Source organism: Bacteriovorax sp. BAL6_X, from assembly GCF_000443995.1.
Taxonomy (GTDB): Bacteria; Bdellovibrionota; Bacteriovoracia; order Bacteriovoracales; family Bacteriovoracaceae; genus Halobacteriovorax_A.
Genome location: NZ_AUMC01000003.1, coordinates 467,198 through 485,980, shown reverse-complemented (window position 1 = coordinate 485,980; position 18,783 = coordinate 467,198). Strand labels below are relative to the sequence as shown.

Annotated in this window: 21 protein-coding genes; 4 read left to right on the top strand and 17 right to left on the bottom strand. The window is 38.2% G+C overall.

Going from position 1 to position 18,783, the window contains the following annotated elements:
- Genes M902_RS02430 through pheA form a run of 3 tightly spaced genes read left to right on the top strand, consistent with a single transcriptional unit; the run spans position 1 to position 2,707 of the window.
- On the top strand, positions 1-1,158 hold the full coding sequence (locus M902_RS02430) for a pyridoxal phosphate-dependent aminotransferase (protein ID WP_021265942.1): 1,158 nt from the start codon (positions 1-3) through the stop codon (positions 1,156-1,158).
- A complete protein-coding gene (locus tag M902_RS02425) occupies positions 1,158-1,889 on the top strand; it encodes a prephenate dehydrogenase/arogenate dehydrogenase family protein (RefSeq protein WP_021265822.1) in 732 nt (243 codons plus the stop codon). Before M902_RS02430 ends, M902_RS02425 begins: the two co-directional genes overlap by 1 nt.
- Positions 1,886-2,707: a prephenate dehydratase gene (gene pheA, locus M902_RS02420; RefSeq protein ID WP_021265960.1), complete on the top strand. Its 822-nt coding sequence runs from the start codon at positions 1,886-1,888 to the stop codon at positions 2,705-2,707. The genes M902_RS02425 and pheA overlap by 4 nt, the downstream gene beginning before the upstream one ends.
- Before the next feature lie 107 nt (positions 2,708-2,814).
- Here pheA and M902_RS02415 read toward each other — a convergent pair whose 3' ends face one another.
- The 4 genes from M902_RS02415 to M902_RS02400 are packed head-to-tail and all read right to left on the bottom strand — an operon-like array spanning position 2,815 to position 5,725.
- Positions 2,815-3,588, bottom strand: coding sequence for a PP2C family serine/threonine-protein phosphatase (locus M902_RS02415; protein ID WP_021266069.1), 774 nt, complete (start codon positions 3,586-3,588; stop codon positions 2,815-2,817).
- Positions 3,578-4,324 (bottom strand): protein kinase, encoded by a 747-nt coding sequence (locus M902_RS02410; protein ID WP_021266293.1) that lies wholly within the window; start codon positions 4,322-4,324, stop codon positions 3,578-3,580. Before M902_RS02410 ends, M902_RS02415 begins: the two co-directional genes overlap by 11 nt.
- Complete coding sequence (locus tag M902_RS02405) at positions 4,317-4,928, bottom strand: septation protein IspZ (RefSeq protein WP_040313765.1); 612 nt, start codon at positions 4,926-4,928, stop codon at positions 4,317-4,319. The genes M902_RS02410 and M902_RS02405 overlap by 8 nt, the downstream gene beginning before the upstream one ends.
- Positions 4,929-4,939: 11 nt before the next feature.
- Positions 4,940-5,725 carry a WYL domain-containing protein gene (locus M902_RS02400; protein ID WP_021266384.1) on the bottom strand — a complete coding sequence of 262 codons (786 nt, stop codon included), beginning with the start codon at positions 5,723-5,725 and terminating at the stop codon, positions 4,940-4,942.
- 90 nt (positions 5,726-5,815) lie between these two features.
- On the opposite strand from M902_RS02400, the gene M902_RS02395 reads away from it, so the two are divergent.
- Positions 5,816-6,313, top strand: a complete 498-nt coding sequence (locus M902_RS02395; RefSeq protein ID WP_156979694.1) for a hypothetical protein — start codon at positions 5,816-5,818, stop codon at positions 6,311-6,313.
- On the opposite strand, the gene M902_RS15670 is transcribed toward M902_RS02395, so the two are convergent.
- From M902_RS15670 to M902_RS15665, 13 genes are all read right to left on the bottom strand, one after another.
- Complete coding sequence (locus M902_RS15670; protein ID WP_084710423.1) at positions 6,263-7,177, bottom strand: pseudouridine synthase; 915 nt, start codon at positions 7,175-7,177, stop codon at positions 6,263-6,265. The genes M902_RS02395 and M902_RS15670 overlap by 51 nt on opposite strands.
- Complete coding sequence (locus M902_RS02385; protein WP_021265738.1) at positions 7,152-7,997, bottom strand: flagellar motor protein MotB; 846 nt, start codon at positions 7,995-7,997, stop codon at positions 7,152-7,154. Before M902_RS02385 ends, M902_RS15670 begins: the two co-directional genes overlap by 26 nt.
- 69 nt (positions 7,998-8,066) lie before the next feature.
- Positions 8,067-8,834: a motility protein A gene (locus M902_RS02380; RefSeq protein WP_021266056.1), complete on the bottom strand. Its 768-nt coding sequence runs from the start codon at positions 8,832-8,834 to the stop codon at positions 8,067-8,069.
- Positions 8,835-9,069: 235 nt separating this feature from the next.
- Positions 9,070-9,303, bottom strand: a complete 234-nt coding sequence (locus tag M902_RS02375; protein ID WP_021266251.1) for a hypothetical protein — start codon at positions 9,301-9,303, stop codon at positions 9,070-9,072.
- 132 nt (positions 9,304-9,435) lie between these two features.
- Positions 9,436-10,596, bottom strand: a complete 1,161-nt coding sequence (locus M902_RS02370) for a chorismate-binding protein (RefSeq protein WP_084710422.1) — start codon at positions 10,594-10,596, stop codon at positions 9,436-9,438.
- Positions 10,571-11,944: a replicative DNA helicase gene (dnaB, locus tag M902_RS02365; protein WP_084710421.1), complete on the bottom strand. Its 1,374-nt coding sequence runs from the start codon at positions 11,942-11,944 to the stop codon at positions 10,571-10,573. Before dnaB ends, M902_RS02370 begins: the two co-directional genes overlap by 26 nt.
- A 60-nt stretch (positions 11,945-12,004) precedes the next feature.
- Complete coding sequence (gene rplI / locus M902_RS02360; RefSeq protein ID WP_021265893.1) at positions 12,005-12,619, bottom strand: 50S ribosomal protein L9; 615 nt, start codon at positions 12,617-12,619, stop codon at positions 12,005-12,007.
- 1 nt (position 12,620) lies between these two features.
- Entirely contained in the window at positions 12,621-13,631 is a 1,011-nt protein-coding gene (locus M902_RS02355) for a DUF2232 domain-containing protein (RefSeq protein WP_021265789.1), read from the bottom strand.
- Positions 13,632-13,672: 41 nt separating this feature from the next.
- On the bottom strand, positions 13,673-14,290 hold the full coding sequence (rpsR, locus tag M902_RS16290; protein ID WP_021265803.1) for a 30S ribosomal protein S18: 618 nt from the start codon (positions 14,288-14,290) through the stop codon (positions 13,673-13,675).
- A 321-nt stretch (positions 14,291-14,611) separates the two neighbouring features.
- On the bottom strand, positions 14,612-15,223 hold the full coding sequence (locus tag M902_RS02345; protein ID WP_021266011.1) for an LON peptidase substrate-binding domain-containing protein: 612 nt from the start codon (positions 15,221-15,223) through the stop codon (positions 14,612-14,614).
- A 49-nt stretch (positions 15,224-15,272) separates the two neighbouring features.
- On the bottom strand, positions 15,273-16,844 hold the full coding sequence (locus M902_RS02340; RefSeq protein ID WP_021266295.1) for an Rne/Rng family ribonuclease: 1,572 nt from the start codon (positions 16,842-16,844) through the stop codon (positions 15,273-15,275).
- Between the two features lie 181 nt (positions 16,845-17,025).
- The gene (locus M902_RS02335; RefSeq protein ID WP_021265782.1) at positions 17,026-18,240 is read right to left on the bottom strand and encodes a NupC/NupG family nucleoside CNT transporter; all 1,215 of its coding nucleotides are present in this window, start codon (positions 18,238-18,240) and stop codon (positions 17,026-17,028) included.
- An 85-nt stretch (positions 18,241-18,325) separates the two neighbouring features.
- Positions 18,326-18,721 (bottom strand): hypothetical protein, encoded by a 396-nt coding sequence (locus tag M902_RS15665; protein ID WP_021266111.1) that lies wholly within the window; start codon positions 18,719-18,721, stop codon positions 18,326-18,328.
- Positions 18,722-18,783 lie beyond the last annotated feature (62 nt).

Genomic DNA, 18,783 nt, shown 5'->3' with positions numbered 1-18,783 from the left:
ATGAAAGTATCTGAAAGAGTAGAGGGAATTGCTCCGTCTGGTAGTATCCAGATCTCGGCACAAATCACGAACCTTAGAAGCCAAGGAAAGGACATCATCGGTCTTAATATTGGTGAGCCTGACTTTTTGCCAAAGAAAAGCATTCTTGAGGCAATTTATGAGGCCCTTAAGAAAGGGAAAACTAAGTACTCTTCTGTCAGTGGTGAGCCTGAATTAAGGCAGGCCATTGCAAGCTACTTTAATCATCGTTGTAAGACTCAAATAAAACCTCAAAATATCTTAGTTGGAAACGGCTCAAAACAAATTATCTTCAATTCATTTCAGTCAATACTAGATGAGGGCGATGAAGTTATCGTTCCTATTCCATACTGGGTCACAATTCCAGAGAGTATCAAGCTTGCTGGAGGAAAGTCAGTCTTTGTTAATTCACAAGAAGATTTTCACCTAGACTTGGATGCAATCAAAAATGCAATTACAGAAAGAACAAAAGCAATCTATATCAACACACCAAATAATCCATCTGGTGCTGTTTATACAAGGCAAGAACTAACAAAACTTGGAGAAATGGCCATTGCACACGATTTGATTATCGTTAGTGATGAAGCCTATGAAGCTCTTACTTATGACTGTGAATTCGTCTCACCTCTTATGCTTGGTAAAGAAATTGCCGATCGATCAATTTCGATTCAAAGTTTCTCAAAATCATTTTGTATGACAGGCTTTCGCGTCGGTTACATGATTGCCAAGGAAGAGTTCATTAAGAAAGTAGATAGCTTCCAAGGCCATCTATGTGGAAATATTCCACCATTTACACAATATGGTGCCATCAATGCCATCGAGCATAGTGATGAAATCATTGGAGATATGTTAGAGACAATGACGGTACGTAAAGAACGTGCTTATGAGTTATTCTCTCAAATCTTTAAAGTAACTCAACCTCAAGGTGCCTTCTACCTTTTTCTTGATATCAAACCATTTATTGAGAAAGGTATTGTGAATGACTCAGTTGAGATGGTGCAAAAGCTAATTGAAGAAGCTGGCGTTGCCCTTGTTCCTGGAAAGTTCTTTGGACAAGATGATTATATCCGTCTCGCATTTACTGATTCAGTAGAACGAATTGAACAAGCTTACAAAAATATAAAAAAGGTTCTTTGTTAATGAAAGTTGGAATTATTGGGTTCGGACGTTTAGGAAAATTAATTTCAAAATACCTAGAAGAAGATTTTACAGTTGAAATTTATGATATAAACGAAAGTGTAAAAGCAGAAGTTGAGGCCATGGGGTGTCACTTCAAGCCTCTTGAAGAAGTTTGTAAAAATCCAATCGTCATTCCTTTTGTTCCAATGAATAAATTTGAATCTGTTATTGAAGAGATCGCACCACTGCTATCTAAAGATGCACTAATTGTTGATGTTTGTTCCGTAAAAGAGATGCCTGTCAACGTTATGAAGAAGCATCTTCCTGAAACAGTGAGTATTCTTGCTACTCACCCAATGTTTGGGCCAGATTCAGCTGGTGAAACATTATTTGGGACCAAAATAGCTGTTTGCCCTGTTCGCATTGAAGATAAATACTATCAAAAGATTTGTGCCTTTATGCGCTTTCATGGAATCAAGGTAATAGAGACAACTGCGGCCGAGCACGATAAACAGATCTCCCACTCTCTTCTACTCACTCACATGATTGGAAGAACGCTAATGGATATGGATGCGAAAAAACTTCCGATCGACACAAAAGGTTACCGTAGACTTTTAAAAATTCTAAAGACTGTCGAAAATGATTCATGGGAGTTATTCGCTGATATGAATGAGCATAATCAATATGCCAAGCAAACTCGTGAGGACTTTCTCCAATCATTTAATAAAGTAATAAAAAGGCTTGAAGATTGAAAGTAGCTTTTCAAGGAACTAAAGGCTCTTATTCGGAAGAGGCCCTTTATAAATACTTTGGTAAAGATGTTGAAGCTGTGGGAATCGCCCTAAGTGAAGACGTATGTAGCGCCCTTGAAAATGAAGAAGTCGCTTGTGCCATCCTCCCTATCGAAAATAGCATCGTCGGAAACGTCGATATCAATATGGATTTAATTTTTAAACATGACTTCTTTGCCATTGGCGAACTCTACCTAGAAATTAACCATTGCCTCATGGCAAATCCGGGTGTGGAGACAAGCGACATTAACGCTGTCTATTCACACCCGATTGCTTTGGCCCAATGCCATGGGCATTTCAAAAAGCATAACCTTAAGCCTGTTGCAGAATTCGACACGGCAGGCTCTGCTAAAATCATTTCAGAGTCAAAATCAAATAATGAAGCCTGCGTTGGATCACGCCTGTGTGCTGAGTACTACGGTCTCAATATCATCCAAGAAAAAATTCAAGATGAAGCAGATAATTACACACGCTTTCTCATTTTTGTAAAAGAAAAGAATATTCCAACAGGAATAGGAAAAGAAAAGACATCAATTGCCTTTACCACGAAACACCACCCTGGTGCTCTTCTTGGCTGTCTTCAAGTATTTGCAAGCTACGATATCAACTTAACAAAACTAGAGTCTCGTCCTATTCCTCATCAACCATTTAAGTATATCTTCTATGTTGATTTCATGGGTGCTCTTCATGATAAAAAAGTACAAGAATGCCTTAAGGAATTAAAGCGCGATGCCAATGATATTAAGATACTTGGAAGTTATCCCGCAGGAACGTTTTAGGAGTAAAATATAAGCCTAAGTGCCATGCACGTTTGGTTACGCACTTGCGAAACCAAACGTGCATGGCACCTGATTTGGCACCCGATTATTAATTTTAATTACTTAGACTAGGCTTTAATCTTTCGAATCACAATAAAAGACGTATCATCGTACTTGAGCCAGCGATCTTCGGTTTGATTCTTACAGAATTCAACAAGGGCCTCAAATGATTTATCAAAAATACCTTGGCCAATAAGTTCAGTTAGAGAATCGTGAGGGATATTATCAAAGAGGCCATCACTGCCAATTAAGATAGTGTGACCTTTCTTAATAGCTGATGCTGATGTTGATTCGATCTTAATGAGATCATCCCCCATCAGGTTATTCACATAATTTCTTTCGGGGTGAGCAAGAGATTCTTCCTGACCGAGGACCCCGGCCTTAACCATATGGCCAACACCAGAGTGTGGAGTTGAAGTATAGATTTCATTTCCGTGGGCATTCCAATAAAGAATTTCAGAGTCCCCAACATGAAAGAATCGAATAAAGTCATTCTTTATTTCAGCAAATGCAAGGGTCGATCTTGCCCCGGCCTTTAAATCATTGACCTTCTGATTGGCCGATTCAATAATCTCAAGACAATTAATACTTTCCTTATAAGTGGCCAATTCCTCACTAATAGCAACAGATGCATCTCGTCCACGAGGGTGTCCACCTGCACCATCAGCAACACCAAAGACAAAAGCCTTCTCCTCTCCACTAATAAAGAGAGAGTCTTCATTATTATCAGCACCCTCTTTATACTTATGACGAGAGATAAAATAACCAATACGGTAATCTCCAAAATCAAAGAGATCACTTTCAAATTCATTTATGTCACAAATAATTTTCTTAAACGGCATCTGACCAATCCATGGTTTCTAGGTGGTAACGAAGCATACTGATATTTTTAAATCGTTTAAGAATGATCCCACGCTTAAGTCCACATATGATGTACTTAATGGAAGGAGATAATTTCTTATAATGCTTCTGTCCTCCTAGGATATCATAGAAAATTCTGATGATTTTAATAATATCTTCGTCGCGATTATCTTTTTTAGAATCTCCCCAGTGGTGAAGATCGATAATCTTTAAATCAAACTCTAACCCAAAGCGGCGAATGATAATATTTTCAGTATGAAGATCTCCGTGATACTCACCTTCAAGGTGAATAGACTCAACTCCTACGACAATTGAATAAAGCAAATGAATGGCAGAGAAAATCTCAAGGCGCTTACCTTTTTGCTTTTGGATAAACTCTCCAAGCATCTCTCCTTCAATAAACTCAGAAGTTAAACATGCAACTTTCTGACCTTTTAATGTCACTAGCTCATGTGAAATACAGTCCATCACAATTGGACTATGACTGAGTTTTTCAAGTTTAAGAGCATATCTTGTGCTCACTTTAAATTTCTTATTTCTTTGTGGGAAATAGATCTTAATGGCCCTTTCTATATTGGTGTGTTTCTCCCTTACGCGGTAAACCTCACCTTCATATCCCGAACCTAGTTTTTCGAGAACCACATAGCGATTTGCAATTGTTCTTCCTGGAGAAATATCAAACTCTTCAATTTCAACAATATCGCTTGCCTTAGTCAATTTGGCCTCCGTGGTGTGTTTGAATCATATCGGCTTGGGCCTGCATTTGCTCAAGCATAATCTTCTTTACTTCACGTCTAATTAAAATAATTTCTAAAACTAAAAAGACCGCAAAAACAATATAGAATCCAATAGACTTAAAAAAGGCCCAACGTGAAGTCGATTCATAGATGGCCAAGTAACCCATAAAAATACCATTGAATAAAAGAAAGTAGGCCAAGTGGTACTCAATCTTTGTCATTATCTCTTCTGGTACATTGGCCTTCTTTTCCATATCTTCCATCATCGTAAGCATAAGACTCTTGCCCTGATTTAGATTAAAGATAAGGAATCCGCTTAAAAAAAGTCCTGTAAAGAATGGCTGTAACTTAAACCAAACTCCATCATGGCCAATCAAGGAGATTGGGCCAAGAATTAGAATAATGATAAAATTTAATTTAGAAATTGAATGAATATGCTTAAAGAATACCTTTTCAAAAATGATTTCTAAAATCGCCAGCGAAAGACCGCCGATAATGGCAATCTCCACTGTCTGTGTTTCTTCAAGATACCAGTACAGCAGAGCAGGAAGAAACGATATCAGAAATAAGTTATTCTTTTTCATCTCACGTCGGATTATGCAGCATTTCTTCTTTTCTGGCAAAACTCCTCAAATTCTTCTTTTATACAACTCGGTTCAAGAATTTCAATTTGGTCGCGCATTGAATATAGCCAATCAAATAAATAAAGAGACTTTTCAACAGATGCGGCCCAAATGATTTCCCCATATTGATTCGTTGTTGAGTATGGATGACCTAGAAAGATTAAATTACTAATTGGCGTTAACTCAAATCCATAGTTTAGCTTTAAAACTAAACGCTGGTCGCTGCCATCAATATGCCTTAGCGCATTGATATACTCTTCAATTTCAAATCTTGAATACATTGAAGCGTAATCAAAATCTTGAAATTCAATATCATCAACTTCGTTCATATCAATTGTGATTAATTTCTTCGTCACAACATCTTCACTAATGACTTTATAAAGATTTTGGGAAAGAACAACCCTCCACGGTCGAACCTTCTTCTTGGAGTGATCTAAGAATGTAAACTCACAGACACGGCCATCTTTACAAGCGGTCTGAATATCTTTAATAAGTTCACGATGTGAAGTATTTTCAAGTAAGATATCACCATAGTCCCTGCGCCATGAAAGTGGCATCAGTAAGAACTCATCGTCCTTAGGACGTAGGTCAATCGATAGTCCGTAGAAGTGAGACTTCTCATAGAACATATAAAATTCATCGCGATTAATATGATTTTTTCTTAGGAATGAAACCAAACTAATTGGCTTTCTAATTTCTTCTAAATTAAATAAAATATTCCAAAAATTTTGATCTTCCATAGACGAAAATGACGTCATTACAGCTCCTTAAATAACCTACTATATTTATCGGATATGGCCTTCATTTCCTTTAGTGATTTTTATAAAATTTAATGCGATAATAATGCTATGGTATTGAAATCACTACTTAGGAATCCGGTACTAGGCTTCGGAATATTAATATTTATAATCTTTATCTTTCAGCTAAGAGAGAACGGAGCTTTCCAAAAGCGTGCTGATCGTATGTTAGCGACATCATGTCGTTCAGTAAAAGTGCGTCTTGATAAGTATATGCACCCTTCTTGGAAGATTGAGTGTAATAAGAATAATCTAGAAGTGACAATACCAGTGGATGAAAAGATCGTACCTGAAGGTACAGAAAAAGAGATTCTACGTCGTGAAATGTACAAGGCCTTGGCCAATTCTTATATTTCAATTTCTCGTTATGCTATGGAAGAAAGTCTTGAGCGAACGATGATGGTTGTTGTGAAACTTGTTCATCCAAAGATGATTCTCTCATCTCTTTCTGAAGGAAAGTATGTTGTGAAGCTAAAGACACTAAAGAATAAGAATAACCTAGCTCGCCACATCCATCAGACTATCCAGGTCCAAGAGGTCACAGAATAAATCTGCCTTCTCGGCCTTAAAACAAGTCGTATGACCATTAACATCTAAGCAGTATTGAAAGGCGTGGAGATACAGTCGCTTGTCCTCTTTCTCGTTGTAGTCATCGTTATAAAGAGGGTCACCTACAATTGGAAAACCAGCATGTGAAAGCTGAACGCGTATTTGATGACGATGGCCTTCATTTAAAGTGATCTTAACTAAAGAGAGATTCTTCTTTTCATGATAGAAAATAGGCTCAACTCGTAAAGTCGCTTCAACTCCAATTTCATTGACGATCATCTTCTCACCTTTGATACCACTTGAGACAAGGCGATCAATTAAATCCATACTCTCTTTAACCTTTCCTTTTACAATAGCGAGGTAGGTTTTCTCCTTAGCGATTTGAGAAAAGGAGTTTCTAAGATTTTCGTGAATAAGCTCATCTTTGATATAGATAAGAACACCACTCGTTAATTGATCGAGACGATACAGAAGGCCCTTCTCATAATCAGAGCGAGAGTTTCCGAGACTTTGGAGATTAAAATGCGAGCGCATGAAATTTAACACAGTATCTGTTTCACTATAATCCATTGGGTGACCGTGAATAGCTTGCGGCTTATTTAAGACGATAAAAATATCGTCCTCATGAATCACTTCAATTTCCGGCCCAGTGTAAATAGGATTGACATGAAAACGGTTTAGAAGATCCCTCGGTAGGTATAGTTCACTTTTTGGAGCGAGATAAGATTGTAGCGCAACCTTTGAAATATATGAGGTCTTAATTGCTTTATTAGAAAAATGGAGCTCCCCTTTAAGGAACTCCTTTAAACTATCTTTTTCAGTGAGATTACAAAAATTCTTATTGTGCTTCAACTTTGTGGCCATTATCTTCAAGATCACGTTTTCTAATCATAAATTCAACTTTACGATTTTCGTTATCAATCTCCATTTGAGATCGTCCCGGAAGGTCAGTTAAACGAGTATCACCATAGAATACCGTTGAAATTCTTTCTGGATTAATTCCTCTTCTAATAAGAGATTTAGTGGCCGCAGTGGCACGGGCGGATGATAACTCAAGTGCATCACTCTTTCCATCATTAGATACTTCACCGCGAGCGGCATAACCCATAACAAAGACTTTCCAATTACGCTTTTTAAGAAGATCAATCATACGTTGATATGATGAAACAGCTATTTTCGTCGATTCAATTTCAACAGAGCCACGCTTAAAGTAAATCTTGTCTTTAACACGAACGACAATACCTTCGGCCTGTTCATATACTGTTACGTTCTCACTTAAGTTAAATTCTTTTAAGTCATGACGCATATTTTTAAGAACTTCTTCTGAACCACGGTTGATTTCGTGCTTATCAAGAATCCCTTCCATTGTTAAAAACTCAATAGGAAAAGGTTTAATTGGTGTTTGAGATTCCATCATCGTTGGAAAGTTATCTGGAGACTTCCCCTTTTGAATAACTTCACCCTGTTGAAGAACGTTACCACCAAAGGCATTGCGAATTGAACCAAGGGCCGCTTCATATTTGGCCGTTTCAGTCTTTGCAAAAGAAAGAAGTAGTACGAAGAATGTAAGTAGAAGCGTTACAAGGTCAGAGAACGTTGCCATCCAACCGGGAAGGCCCGGAACACACTCAGGACACTTCGCGTTTCCACCTTCATCAACTACTGCAGCACTATCATCTGCCATTTCTTACTCCTTGATTACCCTTAGTATTTATTCCTCAAATACTCTTTATAAATTTGTTTAAACTAATTCTTATTCCTCACCTTCGTCTGAAGCAGATCTTTCACTTGGTGGAAGGAATGAATTAAGTTTTTCAATAATCATACGTGGGTTCTCACCTGCTACAATTCCAAGTGTTCCCGCAACAACGATACTCATAGACATAAGCTCCATTTGAGATCGATATGAAATTTTATTCTTAACAGGCCCTGCAAAAACGTTGGCAATAATAGCACCATAGAACGTTGTTAAAAGGGCAACGGCCATGGCAGGACCAATCGCTGAAGGATCTGAAAGGTTCTGAAGCATCTGTACCAGACCAATCAGAGTCCCGATCATTCCCATCGCTGGGCCATCGGCTGCAACACCATCAAAAACATCAGCACCAGTCTTATGGCGTGACTCCATTGAATCAATATCCATTTGCAGAATTGAAGCAATGACTTCAGGAGGTCTGTTATCTGCAGCTAGAGTCATGGCCTTCTTCATAAATGCGTCATCAATTTCTGCTTTTTCTAATGCAAAAACTGATTCTCTCCTGGCAAGTTCTGCTAGCTCTTTAATTTTGTTAATTTTGTCTTTCGGATCAACTGGTGTGAAGAAGATTGATTTCATTGCAATTGCAACAAGACCTTTTACGACTTCCATTGGCCAACGATAAAGTGTTACTCCAACTAGACCTAGACCAACAACGAGTACAGACGGCACATCAATGAAAATTGAGATTGCCCCACCTGACATAATGGAACCCATGATTCCACCTACTGCTAATACTAATCCTATGACTGATGCTATATCCATACAACATTCCTATGAAAATTTTCCTATTTCATTCTAAGTATCGGAAATGAGACGGACTACCTTAACAAAAATTTAGTAAGCACTTTAAATTGCATAGTTGTGGAAATTTCTACCGATTGAAGATGTTCAGCGAGGAAGAAATAAAAATGCCCCTCTTGCTAAACCTAAGCTTAATAAGAAGGGCATTAAGGAGATTATTGAGAAACAAGTCCTATGTTTCCAAAAGATTAACTGACTATTTTACTTTAGAAGTATCGACACCATTCTCTTGAAAAGTTGTGTCGAGAAATTTAAGCATTTTTGATCTCAATTCATCCATTGAAACAGTATCATCAAGCATTAACTCTTTCTTAATGAAATCAGTTGGTACACCTGAGATTTCAACTAAATCATTTAATTGCACCATAACGTCCTTGTTGTGAGTATCTTTGTTCTGTGTTGTCTGTGTTGTGTTGTTTGTCATATCCATTGACTTCCCTCTCCTGCGACAAATTTTCAACGATCCATGTTGGAGCAATCCTTTGCTTCACTTTGTCACAAAAAAATCATATCTAGCGATAGATTTGAATGTCAAAAGTATCAAATAACATGTAAGAAATTATTAGATTTTTACATCCTTAAAGAAAACCTTAAGAAAGCTATTAGCCTTGGCTTTTAGCTCTTGGAATTCACTCTGAGCGTCACTCAGTAAAGTTATTCCTCCTCCGGCCCCGTATACTGCATGGTTAGAAGATGATGCAATATCTAAAGTACGAATATTTATAGATGCTTTAGAGATAGTGTTAAAATTTAAAATGGTAGAACCTGTGTAAATCCCTCGGTTTTTTTCTTCAGTCTGTTTGATTAGCTCAACGACTCTTTTTTTTGGTGCTCCAGTGATGCTTCCACCAGGAAACAGGGACTGCGTAAGCGACAATAGGTTGTATTCTTCTAATTTGACACTAATTCTTGAGTATTGGTGAATAAGCCCTGGTACACGAAAGAATTCACGAAGTGACTCTACTTTTGAGTAATTCTGTCCGATCGCAGACAAGTCATGCCTTAAAAGATCCGTAATAATATTGAGTTCACTTGTATTCTTAACATCATTAATGAGAAATTCTTCACCTAGTTCTTGTGTAACTGTTCCCTTGATGGGCCTAGTTACTAACTTCTTTGTAGCTTGATCGTATTCATAGAGACACTCTGGTGAGTTGCTAATGACAAGGCGATCTTCAAATGGAAAATTAAGAATATGAGCAAACTCGCCAAGCTTAGAGAAAAGCTTCTTGCTGAGAAATGTATTAATGAGATCGTCTGTATTTGAGATCTTCATTTCGATAAGTGAAGTTAGATTAAGTTGATAACAATTTCCTGCCAGTAAGTTTTCAAAGGTCTTATCAAAAAGATTTTCGTATTCGTCTTTAGAGATAATCTTCTCAACTATTGCCGTTGGCATTTTGAAGCCTTCTAATGGCCCTATAAAGCTTTTCTCTTCAAAATGAATAAGAGTTGCAAGACTAACTTCATTTTCGAAATATGGGCCTTCTAATAAGAAATAGTGGCCTAATTCATAGTGAAGAGATTGCACATGCCAGGAGTGCCCTAATAGCTCTTTTAAAACAGTAACAGAGAAGTCCTGTTCTGTTTCATTTAAGCGGTCATAAATTTTCTTATTTGTTATATGAAGGTATTTTGAAGGCCTCTCAAATTTTAAGAAGCCTTCTTTATGTTTAAAGATTGCGTAAGCAGATTGCTTAACTTCTTCCATCGTCTTGTGCATAAGCGATATTTTCGAAACTAGTGTGAGCACCAACGAATGTTAGTTTTGCAGTTCCAACTTCACCACCACGGTTTTTACCAACGATAACTTCTGCAATCCCTTGATCTTTTGTATCTGGGTTATAGTATTCATCACGGTATACGAACATGATAATATCCGCATCCTGCTCAATTGAACCAGATTCACGAAGGTCAGACGTCATTGGACGCTTATTCGGTCGAGATTCAACCCCACGGTTAAGCTGTGAAAGAGCAATAACCGGACACTCAAGTTCTTTGGCCATATTCTTTAGGCCCCTTGAAATTTCAGCAATCTGCTGTTCACGAGGAAGCATCTTATTGTGAGAACTCATTAGCTGAAGGTAGTCGATAACAACTAAGCCTAGGCCTTCAGAAGCTTTAATCTTACGACAAGCAGACTGAATATCGAGAAGGTTCGTCCCAGCATTATCATTAATATAAATTGGCATATCAGCAAGCTGCTGAATCCCCTGCCCAATCTTTCTTAAATCTGTTTCAAGAAACTCTTTCGTACGAATTCTTTTCGAATCGATCTTCGCACGTTGAGTTAGAAGTCTCATTGAAAGTTCCTTGGCCATCATCTCCAGAGAGAAAAGCGCTACAGGAAGTTTTGAGAACTCACATGCATTTTGTGCAACGTTAAGAGCAAGAGCTGTCTTACCCATGGCAGGACGGGCCGCTAGAATAATGAGCTGACCTGGTTGCATCCCAAGTAATAATTTATCAAGAGCACCATAACCAGTTGGTACACCATGAATCTCACCAGCGATGCGAGATGTATCTTCAATTTCTTTTATATTTTCTTTTAGACATTCATTAAGCTTAACCATACTTCCTTGCTTGGCCTCGTTTGTAAGACCAAAGAAGATTGATTCTACTTCCTGAATGAAGTCTTGTGCATTTCCTGAGAAAGTTGCACCTTTGTCCGCTACTTTTCTAGCTTGACGAACGAGGTCTCTAAGAGACGCCTTATCCTTTACAGTCTTTGCGTAATGGCGAAGGTTGGCACTCGATACTTGATCTTCAGTAATATCGAGAATAAAGTTTTGACCACCAATTTCTTCCAGGCGATTGTGATCTGAAAGGTATGAACAAATTGTAACGTAATCAACTGGGTTATTCGAGTGAACCATATCTTTAATGGCATCGAATACAATTCCATACTTCGGATTATAAAAGTCCTTCCCTTCTAACTTTAAGTCAGAAATTTCGTCAAAAGACATACTATCTAGAATTAAACATGAAAGTAGAGATTTCTCAGAAAGAGTATCGTTTGGAAGTGTTCTTGCGTTGTTCGAGTTGTTTTGCTCAACCATATTCTGCCCCATAATATGATTAGAAATAAAAAGGGAGGCTCAAGGCCCCCCCTCTTTAATATAAGAAAAAAATTAGCTTCTTAGAATTCTATTAGCTTCCATTTTTAACTTTTCTTCTTCAGTCATTTCACCAGAAGTGTCACCTGAAGCAGCAGCTTCTGCTTGCTCTTTAGCAAGTAGTTCTTGAGCAGCTTTCATTGCAGCTAGCTCTTCTGCTTTTTTCTTGTTTTCTTCTTCTTGTGCTGGATCCATTTTTACAGTTACTGTAAAAGCAGCTTCAACACCATTGAAGATCTTAGCTTTAACATCGTAGCTACCAACCGCACGGATTGGGTTTTCAAGAAGAAGGTGTCTTCTTTCTACGTTGTGACCTAGTTTACCTAGTTCAAGAGAAAGCTCGTGAGTAGTAACAGAACCAAATAGTTTACCGTTAGTACCAACTCTTTTGATTAGTTCAATGTTTAGACCATTGATTGTACCAGCAACTTTTGTTGCTTCTGCTTTATCAGCAGCAACTTGCTTAGCAAGTAGTTTTTCAAAGTGCTTAACTTGAGCTGTGTTTGATTCATCAGCAAGAACTGCAGCACCATTTGGTATTAGGAAGTTTCTTGCATAACCAGCTGAAACGTTAACGATCTCACCAACGTTACCAAGAGACTTTACAGTTTCTTTAAGAATAACTTTCATTTTATATCTCCTTATTATTTTTAAAAAATCTTCTAAAGTTGACCCAATAATCTAAAAGGCCAACAATCGCAATAAAACGATGAGCAAAGAAAATAGTCATAATCGCAAGAATTGAGCGAACAAACCCAGTCACCTTAATATATTTTAAGAAGTCTAAGTAAACACCCATTCCTTGAAAGAAATAGAATATTCCTAAGCAAAGTAAGATATTAAGGCCAATAACCTCAATAATCTCACCACCGATATACTCTCCACCTAAGAAGAGAGCTAGCCCAACAACTACTATAAGGGCAAAGTACTCAGGCACTTGAAAGCGCACAAAGTGCTTTAGACCATATTTGTAGCCATGAAGCATTTTCCATAACTTTGCATTTCTTAAAAGCATGAAAACCGTTAGCCATAGAATAAAGAATGTACTTACAAAGATAACAGCGAATCCCCACTGATAGATTCTCTTAATGATATCATCAGGGTTCTCGAAAACACTTTGATAAGTTGCTGCGACTTCTCCACCGCGAGCAATAAGTTCTTTATAATCTGGCGAATTCTTTAATTGTGACAAACCTTCATTTACTGAAGTTGTAATCGTCGTTGAGATTGTTGAAGGAAAAATCACTTCAATCGCCCCCATGATTCCGAAGATTACGAGTAGTAAGATAAGTCCTCTCTTTAATAGTCCTTTTACAGGATCTTCATTGCGCAAAATAGTCGCAGCACTTAAGTAACCAATGATAACAGCGTAGAATAAAACATACGCCGAGTTAGCAAGGATTAAGAAAGAGTCGCTCGATTGAGCAGCAATAAAGCAGAAAACAATCGTTACACCGAAAGTCACAAGCGTCTTTAAGTTTCCATAGATCAAGAAAGCAAATGCCACTGGAAGCGGTGAAAATACACCTAGTGGATAAGCAACGCTTAAGATCAAACTCACAACACATAAGAAGAGCAACTTCCCAATTGTGAAGTTATCTTTTGAGATAAGTGTAAATGTGTTTGGTTTCTTATCGTTCATTATCTTTTTCTAATTCCCTTAAGACTAAGTTCTCAACACTCTTAGTGAGCGAAGTCACCTCTAACGTGAGAAACTAGACCAATATTTCTTGCTCTCTTAATTGCAGATTGTGCCCATCTGTGGTGCTTAGTTGAAACACCAGTAACTCTTGATGGTTGAATCTTACCAAATTCGTTGATTAGCCAGTTATAAGTCTTTGGATCTTTCCAGTCTGCAGTGATGCTGTTTGCTTTGAACCAACAGTTCTTTCTCTTAGCAAATCTTCTCTTATCTTTTTCTGCACCTTTTTCTAGTTCATCAGTTTGTGAACCTGGGTGAGCTTTTGAGAATGGAGTTTTGTAACCTTTAACAACTGCTTCAGCAGCTTCGTTGTTATCAGCTAATTTAATGATAAGGTACTTGTGAACGTCTTCGTTGATTTTGAAACGTCTTTGAAGTTCTGTGTTTAGGTCTTTGTTACCTGAAACGATGAAATAGATGTAGTTACCTGTTTTTGAACCGTTTTTGGCAGTTTGAGCAAATGTTCTCATTCCCCAATCATCAGTTAAAAGGACTTCACCTTCGTAATTTTTTGCAACTTCAGCTACTAGGTTCTTAAGAGCTGTTTGCTGATCTTCTGTTGCGCCCGCGTGAGCTACTAATGCTAACTCATAAATCATACTTTATCTCCTGGACAATAGTTATTATTGGCCTCCCCACCACAGGGAAGCGAGTAAATTAACGGTCAAATGTGGTGCTAATCTATCAGTAACTGTGCTTTGTGTAAAGGAAGTTCGGGTACGCGCCACCTTTACGTGATTACAAATAGTTGGGTAAGAACTGCTGAATACACAATACGTGATTTCAACACCTTATATATTAAGTATGGGAATAATATCCCCCAACTCAAGTCAAAATAGGCTAAATACGCGAATTTTTTTCAATTTTTTGTCGAGTAAGACTTCTAAGTTACTGAATTCTCGAAAAGGTGGCGCGTACCGCTAGTCGAGCCATTCGAGAAGGACATCGATTTTGGCATTGATGTCATCGATTTCGAGAATCCCCTGCTTGAGATCGGGGGAAGTCACAACAAATTCAGTGATGGCACCAACTAAAACGACGGGGTCTTGAGTTGCCTCCATCAAGGCATCGTACTCCACTTGGTTCTTAAAGAATGACTTTGCCCAGTGACGAAAGAGTAGGCCAAGTCTTTGCAGTGAAATCATATGCTCCGGCATCACTGTTAAGAATTCAGTAATGGGATCAACTTCGATGGTATTATACGGAAGCTCTTCATTATAGACATCCATAATGAGTCCCTTAAATAACGGCTCGAGAACAACAAGCATGGTGCCGTCTTTTGATTTTTGTAAAATTTGAACACGGCCAAGCCCTACCATGCGCTTCACTGCATGATACTTTTCGTGATTGATGGCAATCGTATCAGCTTCATCATCAGCATCTTGCAAAGTCGCATAGGCCAAAGCAACGGGAGTGTTAGTCTTCTCTGCTTCGTGAATCATATGAATATAGCGTGGTTCAAAAATATTGAGGGGCTTCTTTAAGATCGCCTGATATGAAACTTTATGTAATGGGAATAGAAGTGCTCTCATATCAGTTAAACCCTAAAAGCAAGCATGGGTGCCTTAAGCACCCAGGCGGCTAAAAAATTTCGTATTGTTCAACGTGGTAAGAGTTCTCCGAGCGAATCTGAAGATTGACACTAAAGACTTCTTCCATCGTTTCGATGATATCAAGCTCTTCACCACAAAGAGATGCTGTCACCTCTGGGTGAGCATAAATTGATATCTTCTTCGATTCTGGATTGTTGCGAATCTTCTTTCCAAGTTCACGTACAATCTCATAACAAATCGTATTAACTGTTTTTACAATTCCATTTCCTTCACAATACGGACAAGGCTCGCACATGATACGTGTTAGCGTGTCACGAGTTCTCTTACGAGTCATCTCAACAAGTCCAAGCTCAGAGATTGGAAGTACTTTTGTTTTTGAACGGTCTTTTTTAAGAGCGTCCACAAGTGAGTTATAAACAGCTTCGCGATTTTCAACTTTTTCCATATCGATAAAGTCGATAATGATAATCCCACCACAGTTTCTAAGTCTTAGCTGATAAGCGATCTCTTTAACTGCTTCAAGGTTTGTGCGAAGAATAGTTTCTTCTAATGTTTTTCGTCCTACAAATTTTCCCGTGTTAACGTCAATTGAAACCAGGGCCTCCGTTTGGTCGATATTTAGAGAACCACCTGAACGAAGATAAACTTTGTTACTTAGTCCTCTTTCAATTTCGATATCAACATTAAATTTTTCAAAGATCGGATTTGTTTCATCAAAGAATTTTGCCTTCCCTTTAATTTGAGGAAGGTACTTCGTTGCAAATTTCTCGACTTCTTTTACACCGTCTTTATCGTCGATAATAATATTATCAACGTCTTCATCCGTAATATCTCTTAAAACTCGTTGAATAAAAGTTAAGTCTTCATAACAAAGGGCCGGTGCTTTCTCTTTTTCAGATTTCTTTTGCACCTCTTTCCAAATCTTTGTCAGCATATCGTAGTCAGACTTAAGAGTTTTGTATGAGCTTCCTTCAGCAACAGTACGAGCAATAACACCCTTACCTTCTGGACGAATTGTCTCTAGCATCTCTTTTAGACGATCACGTTCTTCTTCATTTTCGATACGACGAGAAACACCAGTGTGCTCAATAAATGGCATATAAACAACATAGCGGCCTGGGATTGTCACATGACGAGTAACACGTGGCCCTTTTGTTGAGATCGGCTCTTTGGCAACCTGAACAATGATCTCATCCCCTTCTTTTAGAAATGATTCGATTGTTGCTGATTCTGGACGCATCTTCATATCCATTGACTCAGATAGAGTTGCTAATTCATCAGGAATCACTAGGCCATTTTCTTTCTTTTCTTTTTTAATAACCTCGGCCTTTTTGGCCATCTCTCTTTGCTCATCAAGAGTTGGAAGATAGGCATCGTCTACATAGAGGAAAGCTGCTTTTGAGTAACCAATGTCAACGAATGCAGACTGCATTCCAGGTAACACTCTTAAAACTTTTCCGCGGTAGATATTTCCAAGGCGTGGGTGTGGCGTTGCAGTTGGTTTGGTTCTCTCCATAAGAAAGTCGAGAATTTCACCATTCTCCATCAAAACAGCACGCCACTCGTTAACTGTTTTGTTAATAATTAAATCTTTAGACATATATATTCCTTTTAAACTAAATCGAAATACGAAATAAAAACGCGAGGCAAGTCGGCGAGCATCGCTCAAGCCAAAGACTTTAACCTACTAATAATTGTACGTGTGGGCAAGGTTTTGCGCTAGAAGATATAATATTCCGCGTTACCCTACTCAACTAATCAATCATTAAAATAAATTAGAATTAAATGAAGATTCCAGCGATACAGGCCGTCATGAAACATGCAAGAGTCCCAGCAATAAGTGATTTCACACCTAATTTTGCAAGATCTTGTTTACGATTTTCAGCGATCCCACCGATTCCACCAATTTGAATTCCAATTGATGAAAAATTGGCAAAACCACAAAGGGCGTAAGTTGCAATAGTAATTGAGCGCTCTGATAGGTTACCCATATTTGCTTTAAGGTCTAGGTAGGCCACGAATTCATTTAGTACTAACTTCTTACCAAGAAGCATTCCTACAATTTCAGCATCCTTCCATTCAACTCCTAAAAGCCACGCAAATGGTGAAAATAATTTCCCCATAATGAGCTCAAGAGTAATCCCTTCGAAACCAAACCAACCAGTTACTAGTCCAAGGGCGCCGTTAAACATTGCCACAAGAGCAATGATAGCAATCAACATTGCACCAACATTAATAGCAAGCTTCACACCTTCACTTGCTCCATTGGCCGCAGCATCAATTAAGTTTACACTGTTATCTGTTAAATCTAATTTTAAATCACCTTGAGTTAGAGACTCTTCTGTCTCAGGCACCATAAGCTTAGCACAAACAAGTGCCGCCGGAGCAGACATAACCGATGCTGAAAGTAAGTGAGCAGCATCAATTCCAAACCCAACATATGAAGCAAGAACTCCCCCTGCAACAGTGGCCATCCCACCAGTCATAAGGGCCATAAGCTCAGACTTCGTCATTTTTGACACAAGTGGCTTAACAACAAGCGGCGCCTCTGTTTGACCCGCGAAAATATTTGCTGCAGCTGCAAGAGATTCTGCACCAGAAGTCCCCATGACAACTGACATAACTTTCGCAAAAGCTTTAATAATAATCTGCATGATACCTAAGTGGTAAAATACACTCATTAAAGAAGACATGAAAATAATTGTCGGAAGAACCATAACAAAGAAGATAAAACCGAGTTTTGGTACATCAGAGAGTGGACCAAATATAAAGCTAGAACCTTCATTTGTGTAATTTAGAATTGCTGTGAAAAATCCACGGGCACCTTCAAAGAAGTTTTGACCAACGTCTGTTTTTAAAATAATTAGACCAAAGAAGATCTGTAGAGCTAGGCCAGATAGAACTAAGCGCCAGTTAATTTTCTTACGGTTATTTGATAGTGCAAAAGCAACACCAACCATAACGATTAAACCAAATGCCGAAATAACTCTTTCCATGGAATACCCTATAACTAAAATAAATAGATTCTAAAACAGCCTTAGGGTATAGCTTTGAGCATAAATGGACAATAAAAAAGAATAATTAGAAGTTAAACGACCAACCAACATTTGGGTTTGCAGCATTAAACTCTTTGATATCTTGTGCCGTATTTGACGCATGCCAATTTAAACGACTAGTCGTATCAAAGTCGCGGAAGCCAGTTTGGCGAATTGTTGCCTGAGACTTTGCCGCTTGGTTATAGGCCACAACACCAACACCAACGACGATCCCTAGAGCAGCACCAACAAGGATATTTTTTAGGTGATCTTTTGGCTCCTCAACAAATGATAATGTTGAAAGACCAAGAATAGCACCACCAAGACCAAGTCCCGCAACTGTAGTTAAGTCGCGTAATCCCTCTTCTTTAAAATTTGTTTGTGCAACTGAAGAGAATGAAAATGTAAGAGCTAAACATATAATGATAATTTTTTTGAACATTTCTAAAACCTTAAAATCCCTGCGCTACGCATTAAGTTTCATCATTGCCACCTCTAATGGCC